The 19,211-nt window shown below is 62.5% G+C and carries 16 protein-coding genes; 8 read left to right on the top strand and 8 right to left on the bottom strand.

The window, feature by feature from the left end; all coding sequences use genetic code 11:
* Positions 1-36: 36 nt before the first annotated feature.
* The 5 genes from ABF757_RS07335 to aroB all read right to left on the bottom strand — a co-directional run bounded on the left by ABF757_RS07335 (position 37) and on the right by aroB (position 7,306).
* Positions 37-726: a phosphatidylserine decarboxylase gene (locus ABF757_RS07335; protein WP_415481576.1), complete on the bottom strand. Its 690-nt coding sequence runs from the start codon at positions 724-726 to the stop codon at positions 37-39.
* 27 nt (positions 727-753) lie between these two features.
* Positions 754-3,399 carry an alanine--tRNA ligase gene (gene alaS, locus ABF757_RS07330; protein ID WP_415481578.1) on the bottom strand — a complete coding sequence of 882 codons (2,646 nt, stop codon included), beginning with the start codon at positions 3,397-3,399 and terminating at the stop codon, positions 754-756.
* 150 nt (positions 3,400-3,549) lie between these two features.
* Positions 3,550-4,011: a GtrA family protein gene (locus tag ABF757_RS07325; protein ID WP_025860441.1), complete on the bottom strand. Its 462-nt coding sequence runs from the start codon at positions 4,009-4,011 to the stop codon at positions 3,550-3,552.
* A 110-nt stretch (positions 4,012-4,121) separates the two neighbouring features.
* Positions 4,122-5,222, bottom strand: a complete 1,101-nt coding sequence (locus ABF757_RS07320) for an OmpA family protein (protein WP_415481574.1) — start codon at positions 5,220-5,222, stop codon at positions 4,122-4,124.
* Between the two features lie 350 nt (positions 5,223-5,572).
* Positions 5,573-7,306 carry a 3-dehydroquinate synthase gene (gene aroB / locus ABF757_RS07315; protein ID WP_415481577.1) on the bottom strand — a complete coding sequence of 578 codons (1,734 nt, stop codon included), beginning with the start codon at positions 7,304-7,306 and terminating at the stop codon, positions 5,573-5,575.
* A gap of 64 nt (positions 7,307-7,370) precedes the next feature.
* On the opposite strand from aroB, the gene ABF757_RS07310 reads away from it, so the two are divergent.
* The 3 genes from ABF757_RS07310 (at position 7,371) to ABF757_RS07300 (ending at position 9,699) form a co-directional block, all read left to right on the top strand.
* Complete coding sequence (locus tag ABF757_RS07310) at positions 7,371-7,646, top strand: hypothetical protein (protein WP_415481573.1); 276 nt, start codon at positions 7,371-7,373, stop codon at positions 7,644-7,646.
* A 55-nt stretch (positions 7,647-7,701) separates the two neighbouring features.
* Positions 7,702-8,658, top strand: coding sequence for a tyrosine recombinase (locus ABF757_RS07305; RefSeq protein ID WP_415481572.1), 957 nt, complete (start codon positions 7,702-7,704; stop codon positions 8,656-8,658).
* 84 nt (positions 8,659-8,742) lie between these two features.
* Positions 8,743-9,699 carry an acetyl-CoA carboxylase carboxyltransferase subunit alpha gene (locus tag ABF757_RS07300; protein ID WP_415481571.1) on the top strand — a complete coding sequence of 319 codons (957 nt, stop codon included), beginning with the start codon at positions 8,743-8,745 and terminating at the stop codon, positions 9,697-9,699.
* 86 nt (positions 9,700-9,785) lie between these two features.
* Here ABF757_RS07300 and ABF757_RS07295 read toward each other — a convergent pair whose 3' ends face one another.
* Positions 9,786-10,541 (bottom strand): competence/damage-inducible protein A, encoded by a 756-nt coding sequence (locus ABF757_RS07295; RefSeq protein WP_025860436.1) that lies wholly within the window; start codon positions 10,539-10,541, stop codon positions 9,786-9,788.
* 153 nt (positions 10,542-10,694) lie between these two features.
* Between ABF757_RS07295 and ABF757_RS07290 the strand changes: the two genes are divergently transcribed.
* Genes ABF757_RS07290 through ABF757_RS07280 form a run of 3 tightly spaced genes read left to right on the top strand, consistent with a single transcriptional unit; the run spans position 10,695 to position 15,194 of the window.
* Positions 10,695-12,320: a lysine--tRNA ligase gene (locus ABF757_RS07290; RefSeq protein WP_415481570.1), complete on the top strand. Its 1,626-nt coding sequence runs from the start codon at positions 10,695-10,697 to the stop codon at positions 12,318-12,320.
* A gap of 16 nt (positions 12,321-12,336) precedes the next feature.
* On the top strand, positions 12,337-14,406 hold the full coding sequence (locus ABF757_RS07285) for a lysylphosphatidylglycerol synthase domain-containing protein (RefSeq protein WP_415481569.1): 2,070 nt from the start codon (positions 12,337-12,339) through the stop codon (positions 14,404-14,406).
* Between the two features lie 50 nt (positions 14,407-14,456).
* Positions 14,457-15,194, top strand: coding sequence for a MarC family protein (locus tag ABF757_RS07280; protein ID WP_415481568.1), 738 nt, complete (start codon positions 14,457-14,459; stop codon positions 15,192-15,194).
* Between the two features lie 50 nt (positions 15,195-15,244).
* Here the strand turns inward: ABF757_RS07280 and ABF757_RS07275 are convergent, their stop codons facing one another.
* Together ABF757_RS07275 and tsaD are read right to left on the bottom strand one after the other, a co-directional pair.
* Positions 15,245-16,066 (bottom strand): 23S rRNA (adenine(2030)-N(6))-methyltransferase RlmJ, encoded by an 822-nt coding sequence (locus tag ABF757_RS07275; RefSeq protein ID WP_415481567.1) that lies wholly within the window; start codon positions 16,064-16,066, stop codon positions 15,245-15,247.
* A complete protein-coding gene (gene tsaD / locus ABF757_RS07270) occupies positions 16,063-17,187 on the bottom strand; it encodes a tRNA (adenosine(37)-N6)-threonylcarbamoyltransferase complex transferase subunit TsaD (protein ID WP_415481566.1) in 1,125 nt (374 codons plus the stop codon). Before tsaD ends, ABF757_RS07275 begins: the two co-directional genes overlap by 4 nt.
* 147 nt (positions 17,188-17,334) lie before the next feature.
* Between tsaD and hemC the strand changes: the two genes are divergently transcribed.
* The gene (hemC, locus tag ABF757_RS07265; protein WP_415481565.1) at positions 17,335-18,417 is read left to right on the top strand and encodes a hydroxymethylbilane synthase; all 1,083 of its coding nucleotides are present in this window, start codon (positions 17,335-17,337) and stop codon (positions 18,415-18,417) included.
* 31 nt (positions 18,418-18,448) lie between these two features.
* Positions 18,449-19,192, top strand: a complete 744-nt coding sequence (locus tag ABF757_RS07260; RefSeq protein ID WP_415481564.1) for a uroporphyrinogen-III synthase — start codon at positions 18,449-18,451, stop codon at positions 19,190-19,192.
* Positions 19,193-19,211: the final 19 nt, after the last annotated feature.

Raw genomic sequence — 19,211 nt, 5'->3', positions numbered from 1 at the left:
GTTCGGGGCGGGGGGGCTGTGTCGTCATGCGTGAGATCAGAGACGCGCCATGACCGTTTCGCCGCCGACCATGGTCTGGCCCACGGCTACCAGCGGCTCGACACCCGGCGGCAGATACAGGTCGGTGCGCGAGCCAAAGCGGATCAGCCCGAAGCGTTCACCGGCTTCCAGCTTTTCGCCTTCCTTTACGGAGCAGACAATCCGGCGGGCCACCAGCCCGGCAATCTGCACCACAGCCAGCATGCGGCCATCGGGCAGTGTCAGGCTCAGGGCGTTGCGTTCATTCTGTTCGGATGCCTTGTCCAGACTGGCGTTCAGGAAGAGGCCGGGGTGATAGGCAATCCGGGTGACAGTGCCAGCCGCAGGGATACGGTTGACGTGCACATCCAGCACGGACAGGAAGGTGGCAATCCGCCAGACCGGGGTGGTGCCCATGTCCAGTTCCTTGGGAGGGGCCACTTTTTCAACCGAGACGATATGCCCGTCCGCCGGAGCCACCGCCACATCGCTACGCGAGGGGGTTACGCGCTCAGGGTCGCGGAAGAAATACAGGCAGAAGCCGAAAAAGCCGAGCCCGGCATGGCCTGCGCGGCGCAGCATCGGGCAGCGCAGGCGTGCGCCTGCCAGATAGGCCAGTGTCGTTGCCACGCCAGAAGCCAGCAGGAAAGGCCGGGCTTCGGGGTGCGGGCGGGATACGACAAGTTTGAGAGATGATAACAGGGACATAACGCTCTCCTTACCTGATCACACGGATCAGGCCAGTTCCTTCAGGGCTTCGCGCACGGCGGCAAAGGCGGCATCTGCGGCCTGGCCATCGGGGCCACCGGCCTGCGCCATGTCGCGCCGTCCGCCACCACCCTTGCCGCCCATGGCAACGCTGGCCGCACGGACCAGTGCCACGGCATCGGCTTTTTCGGCCTGTGCAGGGGCTATGGCCGCAACAACGCTGCCTTTGCCTTCTGCGGTGGAAATCAGCACCACCACATCGGCTTCGCCCTGCTTGAGAATGGTTTCAGCCAGCCCCTTGAGTTCGCGCGCGGGGGTTTCACCCACATTGCGGGTTGCGAGGCGGAATGCCCCAACCTGCTCCACACCAGCGGCGGCCACGCTGCCCGTGGCAAGCTGACGCTGCAGATGCGCAATCTGGCGTTCCATCGCGCGGCGCTCTTCCAGCAGGCTGGCAAGGCGTTCGGGCGCTTCGTTCACGCCAACTTTCATCATGGCGGCCATCTGGCTCAGGCGCTGCTCATTGGCAACGGCAAGGCTTTCGGCCGCTTTGCCGGCAACGGCCTCAATACGGCGGACGCCAGCGGACACACCGCTTTCGGTTACGATCTTGAACTGGCCGATATCGCCCGTGCGTTCAACATGCGTGCCGCCGCAGAGTTCCATAGACCAGGCATTACGGTTTTCGTCGCCCGCTCCCATGGAAACGACACGCACTTCATCACCGTATTTTTCGCCGAACAGGGCCGTTGCCCCTTCCTCCACGGCTTCATCAGGGGTCATGGAGCGGGTTACAACGCGCGCATTCTCGCGGATACGCTCATTCACCTCGGCTTCCACAAGGGCCAGTTCCTCGGCCGTAATCGGGCGGGGCTGGCTGATGTCGAACCGCAGGCGATCCGGCGTGTTCAGGCTGCCTTTCTGCGCCACATGTGCGCCAAGGTGGCGGCGCAGGGCTTCGTGCAGAAGGTGGGTAGCCGAGTGATGCGCCCGAATGGCCGAGCGCCGCGCATGGTTGACATCGGCTGTTACCGCCATGCCGGGGCGGAGTGTGCCCAGTATGATGGTACCGTAATGCACGATCAGGTCACCCGCTTTCTTCTGGGTGTCCGTTACCGCGATTTCCAGCCCGGCAGCGCGCAGGGTGCCGGTATCGCCGGCCTGCCCACCGCTTTCGCCATAGAAGGGGGTCTGATTGAGCAGAATGGCGACTTCCGCACCTACCGTGGCTTCAGGCAGGAAGGCATTGCCCGCAATGATGGCCTGCACCTCACCATCCGCCAGTTCGGTGGAATAGCCAAGGAATTCAGACGCGCTAAAACGGTCGCGGGCTTCAAACCAGATGGTTTCAACCGCCGCATCGCCCGAGCCAGACCAGGCTGCACGTGCGCGCTGGCGCTGGATGGCCATGGCGTCTTCAAAACCGCTTACATCCACATCATGGCCGCTGCCGCGTAGGGCATCCTGTGTCAGATCGAGCGGGAATCCAAACGTATCGTACAGACGGAAGGCGACATCACCGGGCAGGGCCGCGCCGGGTGTCAGGCGGGCTTTTTCTTCGTCCAGCAGGTGCAGGCCGCGTTCCAGCATGGCCTTGAAGCGTTCTTCCTCACCGCGCATGGTTTCGCGGATCAGGGCCTCACCATGCACCAACTCAGGATAGGCATTGCCCATCTGCTGGATAAGGGCGGGCAGCAGTTTGTAGAAAACCGGGTCTTTGGTGCCCATCATGTGCAGGTGGCGCATGGCGCGGCGCATGATGCGGCGCAGCACATAACCACGACCGTCCTTGGAGGGCAGCACGCCATCAGCAATCAGGAACGCGGTTGAACGCAGGTGGTCGGCCACAACGCGGTGGCTGGACTTGAACGCGCCGTCCACTGCCTGATGGCTGACATCGGCCGAAGCCTGTGTGAGTGCCACGAAGGTATCGGTGTCGTAGTTGTCGCGCTTGCCCTGCAGGATAGCGGCAAAGCGTTCCAGACCCAGCCCGGTATCGATCGACGGACGGGGCAGGGGAGAGCGCACGCCCGGCGGGTCTTCGAAATACTGCATGAACACGAGGTTCCAGATTTCTACAAACCTGTCGCCGTCTTCATCCGGTGATCCGGGCGGGCCACCGGGAACATCCGGGCCGTGATCGTAAAAGATTTCCGAGCAGGGACCGCACGGCCCCGTATCGCCCATGCGCCAGAAATTGTCAGACGTGGCAATGCGGATAATCCGGCTATCGTCCAGCCCGGCAATGCTGCGCCACAGGCCTGCGGCTTCTTCATCCTCGGCATAAACGGTGACCAGCAGCTTGTCCTTGGGCAGGCCAAAACCCTTGGTTACCAGTGTCCAGGCCAGCTCAATGGCTTCGGCCTTGAAGTAGTCCCCGAAGGAGAAATTCCCCATCATTTCAAAGAACGTGTGGTGCCGGGCGGTGTAGCCGACATTGTCCAGATCGTTATGCTTGCCGCCGGCGCGCACCACTTTCTGCGCTGTTGTGGCGCGAGAATAGGGGCGGGTTTCCTGGCCGGTGAAAACGTTCTTGAACTGCACCATGCCCGCATTGGTGAACAGCAGGGTCGGGTCGTTCCGCGGAACAAGGGAAGACGAGGCGACGATCTGGTGTTCTTTGCTGGCGAAATATTCCAGGAAAGAGGCGCGGATTTCGTTTGTTGTCAGCATGGCGTGGGGCTGGAAGTCCTGAACGGGTTGGTGCAAGGCGGAATGCCAAAAACGGAACGGTAGGCCTCCGTGCCCTGACGGAACCTGTGATGGTGGTCGAATATCTGGCCTAGCTGTAGCGCAGCCGCGCCTTCTCCGAAAGAGGCAGCATTATGACCGGCCGGATGCACCACTTGTGGGGGGCACTGGTTTGCGGTCGTGAAAAACCAGTTTCTGGCTGAGTTTGAAATTGGACAAAAGCCCCGCCAGCGTGCCAGCCGCCAGTGCGACAACCGGATGGTGTACGCAGAAGGGGAACAGATAGAACAGGGTAAAAACCACACCCCGGTTCAGGCAGAATCCAAGACTGTTAGCCCACAGAAAGCGCAGCCACTGCACGAGCGGGTGGTGGTGTAGGCCCCGGCCCCGGAATGTCCAGAGGCGGTTAAGCAACCAGTTGAAGGTTGCCGCGATGAAATAAGCCGCGAGGGTTGCGGCTGTCAGCCCGATGAGCGGGCGCATCGTATAGACGACCGTGTTGTCGCAGACGAATCCGAGTGAGCCGATAACCCCGAATTTGAACAGCGGCGCGAGGCGGCCCTGACCTGTCAGGCTGGAAAAAAGAGAGCGCATGGTAAAGCCAAGTATGGCGTGAAAGCCGGTGCCAGAAAAGACGGATAAAAAAAGAGGCGCCCGAAGGCGCCTCTTTCCGCGATTTCCGGTTAGACCGGAAAGCGAACCAATCAGTGGAGGATGATTTCCACGCGACGGTTCTGGGGTTCGCGGGTGTTGGGGCCGGTCGGCACCAGCGGGTGGGCTTCGCCGTACCCGTGGATGTCGATCGCGGTTGCCGGAACGCCATCACGCACCAGTTCAGCCTTCACGCTGTTAGCACGACGCAGGGACAGGCCCAGGTTGTACTTTTCGCCGCGGGGGCCGGGGTGAGCAGAGGAGTTATCGGTGTAGCCGTTAACTTCGATACGGGTCGTCTGCACGTGGGTGGAAGCCTGAGCAGCTTCTGCCACGATCTGGCGCGCACGAGCGGTCAGGTCAGCCTTATCCCAATCGAAGAACACCAGGTAGGAGCGTGCGGGCAGCGGAGCCGGAGCGGCAACCACAGCCGGAGCCGGCGGCGGCGGCGGGGGAGCCGTGTCGAAGGCGTAGCGCAGGCCAACCATGAACAGGTGGTTGAAGCGGTGATCGAAGTTGACGTTGCCGTTCGTGGCGCTGTCGTTGAATGCACCGTTACGGAACGTGCCGGGCTGGCCGATCATGCGGTACTGAGCCGTGACCTGGAAGCCGGGGATGCCCGTGTCGAATGCCGCACCGACAATGCCCTGATAGGCGAAGCCGCCGGTCGTGCCGCGGATGCTGCCGCTATGGCCAGCATAGGAGTAGTTAACCTGTTCATCCGTCCACAGGTAACCGGCGCCAACACCGACGAACGGCGTGACAGGCGCGTCGATACCGAACTGCTTCAGGTCAATGTCATACAGGACATTGACGAAGCCGCCGTAGGAGGAGTCCTTGCCATTGCCAGCCGTGGGGTTGCCGGTGGAACCACCAACCGTACCGCCACCAACGTTGGAGCGCAGGTAGGTGCCTTCAACTTCAGCGCGCAGGCCGTTGCCGAAGCCCCAGCCGAAGGAGGCATAACCCGTCCAGCCCGTCTTGTGGCTGATGGACTGATGGGTCCCGTCGGGGCCGACATGAGCATGCTGGGTCTGGGTCAGGTCATAACCGCCGCCCAGATCGACATACGGACCGGTGATGGTGGTGGCCGAGGCAACAGCCGGAACCGCTGCCATCAGTGTCGTTGCAAGTAACGCCGTGCGGAGACGCATTATTTTCGTCCTCAATGTATCATCTGTTTCGACTTGCCCGCCAACCATTCGGCGGACAGGCCCAGCTAGATGCCTTAAAACGGTATAGAACCATTGGTTCCAAAAGAGGAACCCGGCGGCCCCTACTGTTTGACACTACAAGTCATCAGCGTGGTTTATCTGCAACAGTTCATTTCGTTGGCTGAATATGTCCCTGCTGCATAGCCGTGCGGCATCAATATCGTGGGTATTGGTTAACATATTGCAAACGCAACTGTTCCGCCTCTCTCTCCTGTTCCATTAAGGCAGAATTGCGGCACGGTGGCTTTTTTGCCGCGCCACCTAAAAAGCCCGGCGGATTCAGACTGTTTTTAGGGTGTTGCCCCATCCGCCAGCAGCACCTCGCGCACGGCTTCTGCGGGCACGTCGCGCGTGGTGAAAGCCTTGCCGATTCCGTGCGCGAGCACGAAGGATAGCCTGCCATCCTGCATTTTTTTGTCACGCTGCATGTGGGCCATCAGATCCGTTATGCGGAAACGATGGGGCAGGTCACTGATATGCGCGGGCATATGCAGGCTTTCCAAATGGTTGGTAACGCGAATCAGGTCTTCTTGCGGGCAGAATCCAAGCTTTACAGACAGGGAAAACGCCAGTGTCAGGCCGATGGATACGGCCTCGCCATGCAGCAGGCGGCCATCATATCCCAGTTCGGCTTCCAGTGCGTGGCCAAAGGTATGCCCCAGATTGAGCAGGGCGCGGCCATCGGTTTTCTGCTCCTCGCGCTCATCGGCTGCGACAACGCCCGCCTTGAAGGCGCAGGCCTGACGCACGGCTTCGGCCAGAGCTTCGGGGTCGCGCGAGAGCACGGCGGCACCGTGTTTTTCGCACCAGGCAAAGAGCGATTCCTGCCCGATCAGCCCTGACTTCACAATTTCGGCATAACCCGCCACCACCTCACGCGGGGGGAGGGTGGCGAGCGAGGAAACATCCGCCAGCACGCATAGAGGCTGATGGAAAGCGCCGATCAGATTCTTGCCCCAGCGCGAGTTGATGCCCGTTTTGCCGCCAACGGAGGAATCGACCTGCGAGAGCAGTGTGGTGGGAATCTGAATGAAGGGCAGGCCACGCAGCGTGGTGGCGGCCACAAAGCCAGCCAGATCGCCCACCACGCCACCACCGAGGGCTATTATGGCGGTGCGGCGTTCCACCCCACCTTCCAGAATGGTGTCCACCACGTTTTGATAGGTGGCCCAGCATTTGGTGTGCTCACCGGGGGCAACGGTTATGGATCGTGCCTCGATTCCGGTTTCCTGAAAGGAGGCGAGCAGTCTGGGTAGGTAGAGCGGGCGCACGGTTTCATCGGTAATGACGATAACATTGCGGCGCGGCAGAACCGGCGCCAGCAGCGCACCGGCGCGGCTGATCAGGTCGGTGCCGATCACCACATCGTAGCGGCTTTTTTCCAGTTCAACGGGCAGGCGCAACGGGCGGCGCGAAAGGGCCAGCGCTTCCATGACGCGCGTTGTTGTATGCTCCACGTTATTGTCTCCACAATCCACCGTCACATCGGCCTCGGCATAGACCGGGTGGCGGATGGCAATCAGTTTTTCCAGTACATCCCGTGGGGATGCGGTGTTCAGCAGGGGGCGGTGCGTGCGCCCCGCAACCCGGCGCAGAAGAACGGGCAACGGGCAGCGCAGCCAAACCGAAATGGCCTGATCGCGCACCAGCCTGCGCGTGTCGGCTGCCATGAAAGCGCCACCGCCCGTGGCCAGCACCATGGGGGGGCCTTCAAGCAGGCGGCGGATAACGCGGCGTTCGCCATCGCGGAAGGCGGCCTCGCCATACAGACGGAACACATCGGCAATGGAGCAGCCCGCGGCGCGTTCTATTTCTGTATCCGCATCCACGAAGGGCAGGCCGAGCCGCGCTGCCAGCATGCGGCCTATGGTGGTTTTGCCTGCACCCATCAGCCCTACGAGCACGATGCTGCGGCCCGTTTGCAGCAGGCCGGGGCCATGGGCGCGGACAATGCGCTCAAGATTGAGCGGAACGGGAGGCGGGTCCGTTGTTTCAGGTTGGGGAATGGAGATACGTGATGACATGGGGCTTAGCTTAACATAGAGCAGGGGGAACACACCTACGGTATCTGTCGTGACGCTGTCTGTCATGATGTCTGTTTTCTGGGAGCAGGTAATGGGGCGCGGTATCCTTGCTATTGTCGCGGTTGTTTTTCTCGGCGCGCTGGGTGGGCTGGTGGTGCTGGGGCTCAAGGCCCATGCTCCCGAGCCGCAGGCTGTGCACCGGGTACTACCGCTACCCCAGCCGGAGGCGGCGGCCCCTGCGGCAGCAGCTCTTGTGCCGGTCGTGCCCACCGGCCCTGTGGTGGCTCCGGGTGTGTCCACACCAGCAGCGGCCCAGCCGGCTGATTCCGCTCCCGAGTAAGCATGTCGGTCCATGCAGGTCCCGCCGCGCCGCTTTTGCATAAGGAGGCGGCGGGATGAGGTCTGACCTGTCCGGCATGGACATGTTTTTGGAAATGCTGGCCGCCGAGCGTGCGGCCGCCCCCAATACGCTGGCAGCGTATGAAGCGGATTTGTCTTCCTGCGCGCAGAGCCTCGCCGGGCAGGGGCAGACCCTCAGGGACGCTACGCCGGAAGGTCTGAGGGGCTGGATGGCGGATATGGCGGCGGAAGGGCAGGCCCGGCGCAGCGTTGCGCGGCGGCTGTCGTGTATTCGCCAGTTCTATCTGTTTCTCCTGCGTGAAGGACTGCGGACGGATAACCCCGCCGCCAATCTGGATACCCCTCGGCCCGAGCGCTCCTTGCCCGGTTTTTTATCCGAATCGGAAGTGCTGGCCCTGCTGGAGGCCTGCCCAGCTCCCGAGGGGGCGTCTCCTGCGCGGATACGGCGCGGGCAGGTGGCTCTGGCGGCGCTGGAACTGCTTTATGCTTCGGGGTTGCGGATTTCCGAACTGCTGTCACTGACTCGCGTGGCTCTGGCGGGCGAGGCACAGACACTCATGGTGCGCGGCAAGGGCGGGCGGGAGCGGCTGGTGCCCCTGTCCGACAGCGCGCGCGAGGCGGTTAAGGCCTTGATGGAAACAGATAAGGCGCTGGGCAGCCCGTTCCTGTTTCCCGGACGCAACCCAACCCAGCCCATGACGAGGCAGGCCTTTGACCGGATTCTGCATGATGTGGGCCTTAGGGCAGGGCTGGACCCCGCCCGGCTTTCTCCCCACGTGCTGCGGCATTCGTTTGCAACGCATCTTCTGGCGCATGGTGCAGACCTGCGGGCGTTGCAGATGCTGCTGGGCCATGCCGATATCGCCACCACCCAGATTTACACCCATGTGCAGATCGAGCAGCTCAGGCAGGCGGTAGTGGCATCTCACCCGCTGGCGCAGGTGGGGGGCGAAGATGCGCCCGAGGCCGGAAAACCGCCATCTAATGGATAGCGTGCGCAGTAAAAGGCGTTAAAAACGCGTGCCTGTGCATGATAGAGGCTTGGTTTTCAGCGGCAGTGTGCTATCGGCTGTGGCATGCGTCAGTTCCTGGATTTTGAAAAGCCCGTCGCCGAACTTGAGAACAAGATCGACGAACTGCGGCAGATGGCTGACCCCGAAGGGGTCAACATTGAAGAAGAAACGGCCCGCCTTTCAGAAAAGGCGGAAAAACACCTGCGCGCCATCTACGCCAAGCTTACGCCATGGCAGAAAGTGCAGGTTGCCCGTCATGCACAGCGTCCGCACACGCAGGACTATATCAACGCGCTGGTGAGCGACTTCACCCCGCTGGCAGGTGACCGGCTCTATGCCGATGACAAGGCCATTATCGGGGGTATGGGTCGTTTTGACGGCACGCCTGTGATGGTGATCGGCACCGAGCGCGGCTCAGACCTTGAGACGCGGCTACAGCATAATTTCGGCATGGCCCGCCCCGAAGGCTACCGCAAGGCCCAGCGGCTGATGCAGCTTGCCGGGCGTTTCAGCCTGCCGATTCTCACCTTTATCGATACCGCGGGCGCATGGCCCGGTATCGATGCGGAGCAGCGCGGTCAGGCCGAGGCCATCGCCAGTTCTATCGCCACCTGTTTTGACGCGCCCGTGCCGCTGATCGCGACTGTTATTGGCGAAGGCGGCTCTGGCGGGGCTGTGGCGCTGGGGGCTGGGGACAAGGTGTTCATGCTCGAGAACGCCATTTACTCGGTTATTTCGCCCGAGGCCTGTGCCTCCATCCTGTGGCGTGATCCCAAGCAGGCCAGCACGGCGGCAGAAACGCTGCGGCTGACCGCACAGGACCTCAAGCGCCTTGGGTTGATCGACCAGATCGTGCCCGAACCGATTGGCGGTGCCCAGCGTGACCCCGCAGTGGCCATGGCTTCTGTCGGCAAGGTGCTGGGCGAAGCGCTGAAGGAACTGCAGCCGCTCGCCCCCGAACGCCTGCGTGAACTGCGCCGCGAGAAGTTTCTCGCCATGGGCCGCGAAGCCCTTCACTGACAGCAGACTACCGGCTGGGCGCGTGTTACGCGCTCAGCCGGGATTATCGCAGGCCCGGACGTTCTTGCCTGCGGCCGTAAGCCCCCTTAGCGCTGGGGCTCACCTTCGATGGGTGTAGCGCCTTTGGCGCTGATCAGATCGTGGATTTCCTGCGCCGCGCGGCTGACATCTTCTTCATCCTGTCCTTTGGCCACAAGGGCCACGCCCCGGTAGCCGTCTTCGCGGTGGAAGGGATATGAGCCAATATCCAGATCAGGATGGCGGGCCTGTATGGCTTCCAGTTCCGCGGCCAGCGTGCCTTCATAAAGCGATGTGCAGTGCCATGTGCGCGAGAAAACCGGCGCGCCGCGTTGCAGGGTCGGGGCCAGTTCATCAAACATGGCGCGCATGATGCGCGGCACGCCTGCGAGCACATGCACGTTGCCGATAGTAAAGCCCGGCGCATGCGAAATGGGGTTGGCGATTGGCACCGCCCCGCGTGGCAGGTGTGCCATGCGCTGGCGGGCGGCGTTGAATTCGGTATGGCGGAAATATTCGCTGAGCAGCGCAAAGGTGGGGGCGTGGATTTCCCACGGCACGCCAAAGGCTTCGGCTACGCAGGGGGCAGTTATGTCGTCATGCGTGGGGCCTATGCCGCCGGTCGTGAATACTTCGTCATAGGCACCGCGCAGTTCGCTTACGGTGCGGATGATGGTCTCGCGGATGTCGGGAATAACCCGGATTTCACGCAGCGGGATGCCCAGCTCGCCCAGCCTCAGAGCCAGAAACTGGATATTGTCGTCGCGCGTGCGGCCGGACAGGATTTCATTGCCGATCAGGATCAGGGCGGATGTACGGCGCATGGGCAGACGGGATCCTTCAGTGGTGGCTGTCCGGGGTGGAGGGAGGATAAACGGCTGGCGCGGGGGGTCAATGGGGAGGAAAAAATGCACCATGCCTCATAGGGGGCGTGTTTTTGCATTGACCGGGCGCGGAGCAGTTCATAGCTTCCGCCCATGTCAGACAGTCGCACAGCCCCCCTCTCCGATATTCCGCGCGCATGGCCCTTTGAGGAAGCGCGTAAACTGGCCGAACATGTGTCCACACGCGGCAATGCCAGTGGTGGGGATGATGCGCGCCCCGCCCTGCTGGAAACCGGCTATGGCCCGTCGGGCCTGCCGCATATCGGCACATTTGGCGAGGTGGCGCGCACATCGTGGGTGCGGCAGGCCTATACGGCGCTGACCGGCCGGCCCTCGCGCCTGCTGGCGTTCTCGGATGACATGGACGCCCTGCGCAAAGTGCCCGACAACGTGCCCCAGCGCGAAATGCTGGAAAAATATATTGGCCAGCCGCTTTCTCGTGTGCCGGACCCGTTTGGCACGCACGAGTCGTTTGCCGCGCATAACAATGCCCGACTGTGCGCGTTTCTGGACAGTTTTGGATTCGAATACGAGTTCGCTTCCTCTACCGCCTATTACACATCGGGCCGGTTCGATGCGGCTCTGAAGCGCGTGCTGGAAGTGCACGAGGAAATTCTCGAGGTTATTCTGCCCACGCTCGGGGCCGAACGCCGGGCCACCTATTCCCCCGTGCTGCCGCTGCACCCGCGCACGGGTGAGGTCATGCAGGTCAAGATGGACGCCATGGACCCCGTAGCAGGCACCGTGCGCTGGACTGACCCTGCCTCCGGCGAGGTGTTTGAAACCCCCGTGACTGGCGGCCACGCCAAAATGCAGTGGAAGGCCGATTGGGCCATGCGCTGGTATGCGCTGGGCGTTGATTACGAAATGTCCGGCAAGGATTTGATCGATAGTGTGCGGCTGTCGGGCCGTATCTGCAAAATTCTTGGTGGTACCCCGCCTGCCGGGCTTACCTATGAGCTGTTTCTGGATGAGCAGGGGCAGAAAATTTCCAAGTCCAAGGGCAATGGCCTGTCGGTTGAGGAATGGCTGCGTTATGCCCCGCCGGAAAGTCTGGGCCAGTTCATGTTCAACCAGCCGCAACGCGCCAAGCGGCTGTATTTCGATGTCATTCCCAAAACGGCGGATGAATATCTAGCCCATGTGGACAAGGCCCTGAGCCTGCAGGCTGATAACCCCGCCGGGACCGAACTGCGGGCCAATCCGGCATGGTTCATCCTGCGTGGGCAGGTGGGAGCCGAGGCCGCAAGCCCGGTGCCGTTTGGCATGCTGCTCAACCTCGCCAGCGTGGCTAATGCAGAAACGCCCGAAGTGCTGTGGGGCTTTATCCGCCGGTATGATGCGGCTGTCTCGCCCGAAACGCACCCTATGCTGGCCGCCATGGTGCGCTATGCCGTGGCCTATTACGCGGACTTTGTCAGACCGGCCAAAACATTCCGCGCACCCAGCGAACAGGAGCGCGGCGCTCTTGTCGATCTGGCGGACGTGCTGCGTGGCTACGAGGCAGAAGCCCCGGATGCCGCGACCTTGCAGAATGCGGTGTTCGAGGTTGGCAAGCGCCATGGTTTCGAACCCCTGCGTAGTTGGTTTGGCTGCCTGTACGAAGTGCTGCTGGGGCAGAAGGAAGGGCCACGGTTCGGCGGTTTTGTCGCCCTGTATGGGGTGCGTGAAACCATCGCCCTGATTGAGGCGGCCCTCCTGCGAGACCGGCAGGACTGAACGGGGCCGCCCTCGCATGATCCAGCGCGCGCCATTGCCACCCGAGCAGCAGGATACGGACGGGAACACCCCGCCGGACCTGCACTGCGAGGCAGGAGGGCTGCGCCGGTGGCTCAGGCACCTGCCCGCCCTGCTGGGGATGGTGCTGATGGTAGCGGCTATAGGGGTGGTGTGGCATGAGCTGCGCCACCTGCACATGGCCGATATCCGGCAGGCCATGACGGGTATTCCGGGCTGGCAAATGGCACTGGCGGCGGCTTGCACGCTGCTTTCCTATTTTGTGCTGTCTTTTTACGACAGGCTGGCCCTTATTCAGGTGGGCTATGGGCATCTGCCCTTCCGCCGTGCGGCTTTTGCAGCCTTCTGCTCTTATGTCCTGTCCCATAATCTTGGATTTTCGGCTGTATCCGGTGCTGCGGTGCGCTACCGGCTGTATCGCAACTGGGGGGTGGATTCCTTTGCCATAACCCAGATTATTGCGTTCTGTTCGGCCACGTATCTGCTGGGGGCGGCAGCCCTTATCGGTGCGGTGCTGATCTGGGAGCCGGCCATGCTGCCCGGTATTGGCGGGCGCGTGCCGCCGGGGCTGCTGGCGGTTGTCGGGGCGGGGCTATGGGTCATGGTGGCGCTGTATATCGGGCTGTCCTTCCGCCTGCCCAGTGTGTGCGTGCGGCAATGGCGGGTTAACCTGCCTTCGCCACGTATGGCGTTGCTGCAAACGCTTGTGGCCACGGCGGAAGTGGCCGCCACGGCCAGTATCGCCTATGCCCTGTTGCCTGCTGGTGCAGGGGTGGATTTCGGGTCTTTCCTTGCGATTTATATCGCGGCCTACACGGCGGGGCTGGTGGCCAGCGTGCCGGGGGGGCTTGGTGTTTTTGACGGCGTTATGCTGCTGGCACTCGGGCCATATATGGCTGCGCCGCGCATTCTGGGCGTCATTCTTATTTTCCGGCTGTTCTATTACATCATCCCGCTGTTTGTGGCGGGGCTCATGTTCGCCGGGCACGAGCTTTTCCTGCGCGGTGATGCCGCCCTTGCACGCAAGAAAAATACCGACCTGTCCGGCACGGCGGCGGTTGTGCGCAGGCCCAGTCAAGTCGTGCGCGAGAGTGAGGCTACGTTTTCCGTGGCCGTGGCTACCGGCACGGTCTCGCTCTGCGGTGTGCTGCTGATCGGGCTTGTGCTGTTTGATCATACGCCCGGTCAATCCATGCTGCCCGATAGTCTGGCCGGCGTGCTGCATCTTGGCGGCACATATCTGCTCTCTTTGCTGGGTGTGGCCCTTATCAGCATGGCCATAGGGCTTTCGCAGCGGGTTACGCTGGCGTGGCGGGGCGCGCTGGCCCTGCTGTTGCTGGCCACGGTGCTGACATTCCTGCGCGGCAATATGGTGTTCGTGCCTGTGGTGCTGGGTCTGTCTACCCTGTTTATTGCGCCGTATCGGGCCTGCTACTACAGGCATGCACGCCTGCTGAGCGAGCCGTTATCCACCAGCACGCTGCTTTCGCTCTTGCTGCTTCTGGGCTGTGTGGTGGCGCTGGCCACGCGCGACGACCTTTCGGCAAGCTGGTGGCAGGTGGTTTTTGCTTCGTCCATGCGTGGTGCCACCCGGTGGACGGTGGCGCTGGCGGTGCTTTTGGCACTGGCGGTGGTGGGGCGGCTGCTCTGGCCCGCCCGTGTCGCCGTTTCACCATGGGGTGAAGACGCCCTGCAACGCTATCATGCTCTGCCGCATGCGCTGGCTGACATGACCGGCTTCCACCCCGAAGGCTATGTGATGGGCGAAGCCGGAGAGGCCATGATTCCACTGCGGGTGTTGGGTGGTTTTCTGGTTGGGCTGGGCGACCCTGCAGGGGATGAGGCGGATAGCATTTCCGCCATATGGCGGCTGCGTGATCTGGCGCTGCAACAGGGGTTGAAACCCGCCTTCTGGTGTGTGGGAGAGCCGTTCCTGCGGATTTATGACGATATCGGCCTGAGCATCTGGCCCGTGGGGGATGAAAGCGGGTTGAGTTTCTGTTACCCTCCTGCGGATATTGGTCTGGCGTCGCAGCATGCCCGGCTATACAGGGAACAGGCTTCCTGATTTTTGCATAACGGGCAGGCGGCATTCGGCATGGGAGGCCGCAGCGGTCAATGAGCGTTTTGGGCGGTTTCTTTTCTTCCGGGTCGGTTCATACGACCACATCGGCTTTTCTGCTTGCGTTTCCGGCCCTGTTTTCCATCGTCAATCCGTTTGGGGCCGCGCTGATTTTCGCGCAGGCCACCGAAGGGCGCTCGAAAACGGAAATTCAGGCGCTGGCGCGTCTGGTCTCGTTCTATTCCTTCATGCTCATGATCGTCTCGCTATGGTTTGGCGGGGCGGTTCTGGCGTTTTTTGGCATTACGGTCAGTGCCCTGCGCGTAGCAGGCGGGCTGGTTGTGGCGGTCAGTGCATGGGAACTGCTGCAAAAACCGGAAAATACCGAGGCCCGCAAGGAGCGTCAGGCCTTGCAGGATGGCCGCACGGTTCAGAACCCCAACTGGTCTGAAAGCGCGTTTTTTCCGCTGGCCATGCCGTTTACTGTCGGGCCGGGCACCATTGCCGTGGCCATTGCTCTGGGCTCGACCAGTCCGGCTGAGGCCTCGCCATGGGCCTATGGTGTGGGGATCAGTCTTGGGGCCGTGGGTGTGGTGCTGCTGGTCTGGATTGCCTATTCCAGTGCTGAAAAACTGGTGACCATGCTGGGGGTGACAGGCACGCGCATTGTCAGCCGTTTGGCAGCGTTGGTGCTGCTCTGTATTGGTGTGCAGATCATGGCGGCGGGCATACAGGGCTTTGCTCTTGATATCTGGCAGCATATGAGCCGCACCGTTCCCGCCACACGGGGCTGATCCTCCGGTTATGGCAGGGCTTGGGGCAGGCCCGAAAACAGGGCCAGTGCTTATTCGGGAATAAGCGTGGTGACGGTGCTTTCATATGCACCCAGTGTAGTGCACAGTCGGTCAAGCAGCACTTGGGCTTCCTGTGCAAAACCATAGGGTGGTTTGATCACCATCAGCCCCGCGCCGTTCAGCCGGTCGGGGTCGTGGGGGGGGCGCATCAGCAATTCCGCTGTCAGAACATCGCGCGTTCCGGCATCCATCAGGGCGTGCTCAAAGGTGCGCACGGGGGTGCGGTGTTTGATGGGGTACCACAGCGCCACTACGGCAGGGGCAAAGCGCTGCTGAATGGTGTGCAGCCCCTGAGCCATGCGGTCGAACTCGTTAGGTTCCTCAAAAGGCGGGTCCATCAGCACAAGTCCCCGGCGGGCCTGTGCGGGGGGCAGCAGGGCACGCAGGCTTTCATAGGCATCGCGCTCATGCACCTGCACGTTGGGGGTGCGGGCGAACAGGCTGTATAGTGTGCGCTTGTCTTCGGGATGTTTTTCGCAGCAGATCAGTTGATCCTGCTCGCGCAGCATGAGCGAGGCCAGCAGGGGAGAGCCGGGGTAAAAACGTGGCCCGCCTGCTTTGCGAACCAGATCAAGCCAGGGTGCCAGCGGGCTGTCAGGGCCTTCGTGTTCAAGGCGGCCTATGCCCTCTTTCCATTCCGCGGTTTTTTCAGCTTCGGGGCTGTGCAGGTCATAACGGCCAATACCCGCATGGGTATCCAGCACCATGAAAGGAGTTGGCTTGCGCAGGAAAGAGCCAATCAGGCTGACAAGCAGGGCGTGCTTCATGCAGTCGGCAAAATTGCCTGCATGGTAGGCGTGGCGATAATTCATGAAAAAGACCCGGCCTCTGGCTGGTTATCGGTGGGGGTAAAGCGGCTGGCCATTTCTTCCAGCGGCCAGCGTGGGCGAGGGCGCAGGGCTATGTCGGTGAAAGGTGTCTGCCCGCGGCGGGCGGCTTCGGCCCATGTTTCCAGCGCGGCCCAGCCGACCATGACAGCATTATCCGTGCACAGGCGTAGCGGCGGGGCAACAAAGCGGCAGCCCCGGCTCTGGGCGGTTTCCTCCAGCCGGGCGCGCAGCACCGTATTGGCGGCCACGCCACCGGCAGCGACCAGCAGGCGCGCTGAGGGCATCATATCCAGTGCGTGGTTGATCCTGTCGGCCACGACATCGGCCACGGCCTGCTGAAAAGACGCTGCCAGATCCGCCGCAAAAGACCGGGGCAGGGGTGTTTGTCCATAGGGGGCGAGCTTCTGGGCGATGGCAGTTTTCAGGCCGGAGAAAGAAAAATCGCAACCAGCGCGGCGGATCAGCGGACGGGGCAGGGCAATGGCGTCCGGGTTGCCCTCCTGCGCCAGTTTTTCCAGCGCGGGGCCACCCGGCCAGCCCAGCCCCAGCATTTTGGCCACCTTGTCGAAAGCCTCACCCGCCGCATCGTCTATCGTGCCGCCGAGTTTGCGGTAACGCCCGATTCCCTCAACGGCGATACACTGGCAATGCCCGCCCGAAACCAGCAGCAGCAGGTAAGGGAAAGGGGCGCCGCCTTCCACCAGACCGGGCAGGCGGGCGGTCAGCGCGTGAGCTTCGACATGGTTGACCGCCACAAAAGGCCGGTTGAGCGCAAGGGCGAGCCCCTTGGCGAAGCCACTGCCGACAATCAGCCCGCCGATCAGCCCCGGCCCGGTGCTGGCGGCCACCAGCCCTAGCCCGGAAGGGGGCAGGCCTGCGTCTTTCAGGGTTGCGTGTACCAACTCGGGCAGCAGGCTCAGATGCGCACGTGCGGCGATTTCAGGCACCACACCACCGAAATCCGCATGGCCGTCCTGCGAAATGACCCGTTGCGCCAGAATGGTTCCCTCTGGTGCAAGAATGGCACAGGCTGTTTCGTCACAGGAAGACTCGATCGCCAGCACGGGGCCGGGTGCCATGGCGCATGCGGTGGAGACGTTCATGGACGCTCCTCCAAAAAGCCTGTATTGTGCCACCCATGCAACAGGTTGAGAGGGGCGGAATGCTTTTCTGGTCGCGCAGGCGTTACAAACCAGCCGGGCTTCATTGCGTCTTGTCCTTTCGTTCGTCCCGGTAAATAGACACATCTTATGGATTCAGCCCACCCCTCTCCCGCCGTCCTTTCTCCCGCCTTGCAGGAGATCGCGGCAGAAGCCGCCGCCCGCCAGAAAAAGGCAGGTGGTCATTCCGGCCGTCACTCGCTGCCCCTCAGGGTCGGTACGCGCGGTTCTCCGCTCGCGCTGGTGCAGACACGCGCCTTCCTGACAACGCTGACAAAGTTCTGCCCTGTCCTGCGCGATATGGGCGCTTTTCAGGAACACCAGATCAACACCACGGGTGATCAGGTGCAGAACCGCAGGCTGGCGGAAATTGGCGGCAAGGGTCTTTTCGCCAAGGAAATCCACGAAGCGCTGGCCGATGGCCGGATCGACTTTGCGGTGCACAGCCTCAAGGATCTTGAAACCACGCTGCCGCCCGGCCTTGTGCTGGCCTGCACGCTCAAGCGTGAGGATGCGCGCGACGCGCTGATTCTCGGCCCCAGCCTTACGCCCACCGACCCGGATGATCCCTATTCCGCCCTACCTCAGGGGGCCATGGTTGGCTGTGCCTCCGTGCGCAGGCAGGCACAGATGCTCCATGTCCGGCCTGACCTGAAATTCGGCCTGCTGCGCGGCAATGTGCAGACCCGTCTGGACAAGCTGGCTGGCCGCCAGTGCGATGCAACACTGCTGGCTCTTGCGGGGCTCAAGCGTCTGGGCATGGCCGAGCGCGCCAGTGTGGTTCTGGCCCCGACCATGATGGTGCCAGCCGCCGGGCAGGGCATTGTGGGTGTGACCGTGCGTGAGGACGATATCGAACTGCGCGAACTGCTGTCTGCTATCGAGGATTACGAGGCCCGTGCCGTCGCCACGGCCGAGCGCGCCTTGCTGGCCGAGCTTGATGGGTCGTGCCGAACACCTATTGGTGGGTATGCCCAGCTTATTCCGGTTGTGGCTGGTGGTGCGCCCGAACTGCACCTGACCGGGCTTGTCGCGCGCGAGGATGGCTCGTTCCTTCTGAAACGCGCTATCAGCGGCGCGCCAGAAGATGCGGCCCGGCTCGGGCATGAACTGGGCCGTAGCCTGCGGCGCGACAGCCCGGATGATATTTTCGAGGAAACGATCTCGGCATGAGTGGCTGTCCGGTTTTTTCCTGCCGGGTAGGGTGAGCCGGGGCATAGTCATTACCCGGCCGGAGCCCGGTCTGGGGGAAACGCTGGCAGCGGTGGAACAGGCCGGGTGGCGCGCTTACGCATCGCCCGCCCTTGTTGTTCGCCCGCGCAGCATGGTTTCTGGCGGGGCGGAGGGGCCGGGGCGGCGCGTAGCGGCCCTGCTGCTCACAAGCGGGCAAGCCGTAGCCGCGGTGGCGCAGGCTCTCCCTATGGGGATCAGCCTTGCGGTGCCCGTCTTTGCCGTGGGAGCTCGCACGGCCGAACGTGCCCGCGCTGCCGGGTTTACTCAGGTTTACAGTGCGGATGGTGATGCCGTGGCTCTGGTGATGCTGCTGCGTCAAAGCCTTGCCCCTGAGACGGGGCCGTTATTGCTGGCCTGTGGCGCAGGGCAGGGTGGTGCGCTGGCCACGGCTTTGCGGGCCGATGGATTTCGGGTTCTGCGCCGCATTGCCTATGAGACCCGCCCTGTGCGCAGCCCGCCGCCTGATGTTGCCGGGGCCTTGCTGGCGGGCAGTATTGAAGTTGTTACGTTTTTTTCCGCCCAAAGTGCCAGAAGCTGGCTTGCTGGCCTACGGGGTGGCGCGTTGCGCGCAGCAGCACTCAGGACTGTGGCGCTTGTGCTCTCTCCCGCGATTGAACAGGGCGTGCGGGCGCTGGGCTGGCAGGGGCCGATTATTGTTGCAGCCCGGCCCGATGCGCACTCCATGCTGGCAGCACTGGAACAGGTCCGGCGTTAACGGTTTGAGAGAAGCGGCG

The organism is Acetobacter papayae (genome assembly GCF_047721125.1).
Classification (GTDB): Bacteria; Pseudomonadota; Alphaproteobacteria; order Acetobacterales; family Acetobacteraceae; genus Acetobacter; species Acetobacter papayae.
Note: the sequence above shows the minus strand (reverse complement) of the source record. Positions and strands in the feature narration are given on the sequence as shown.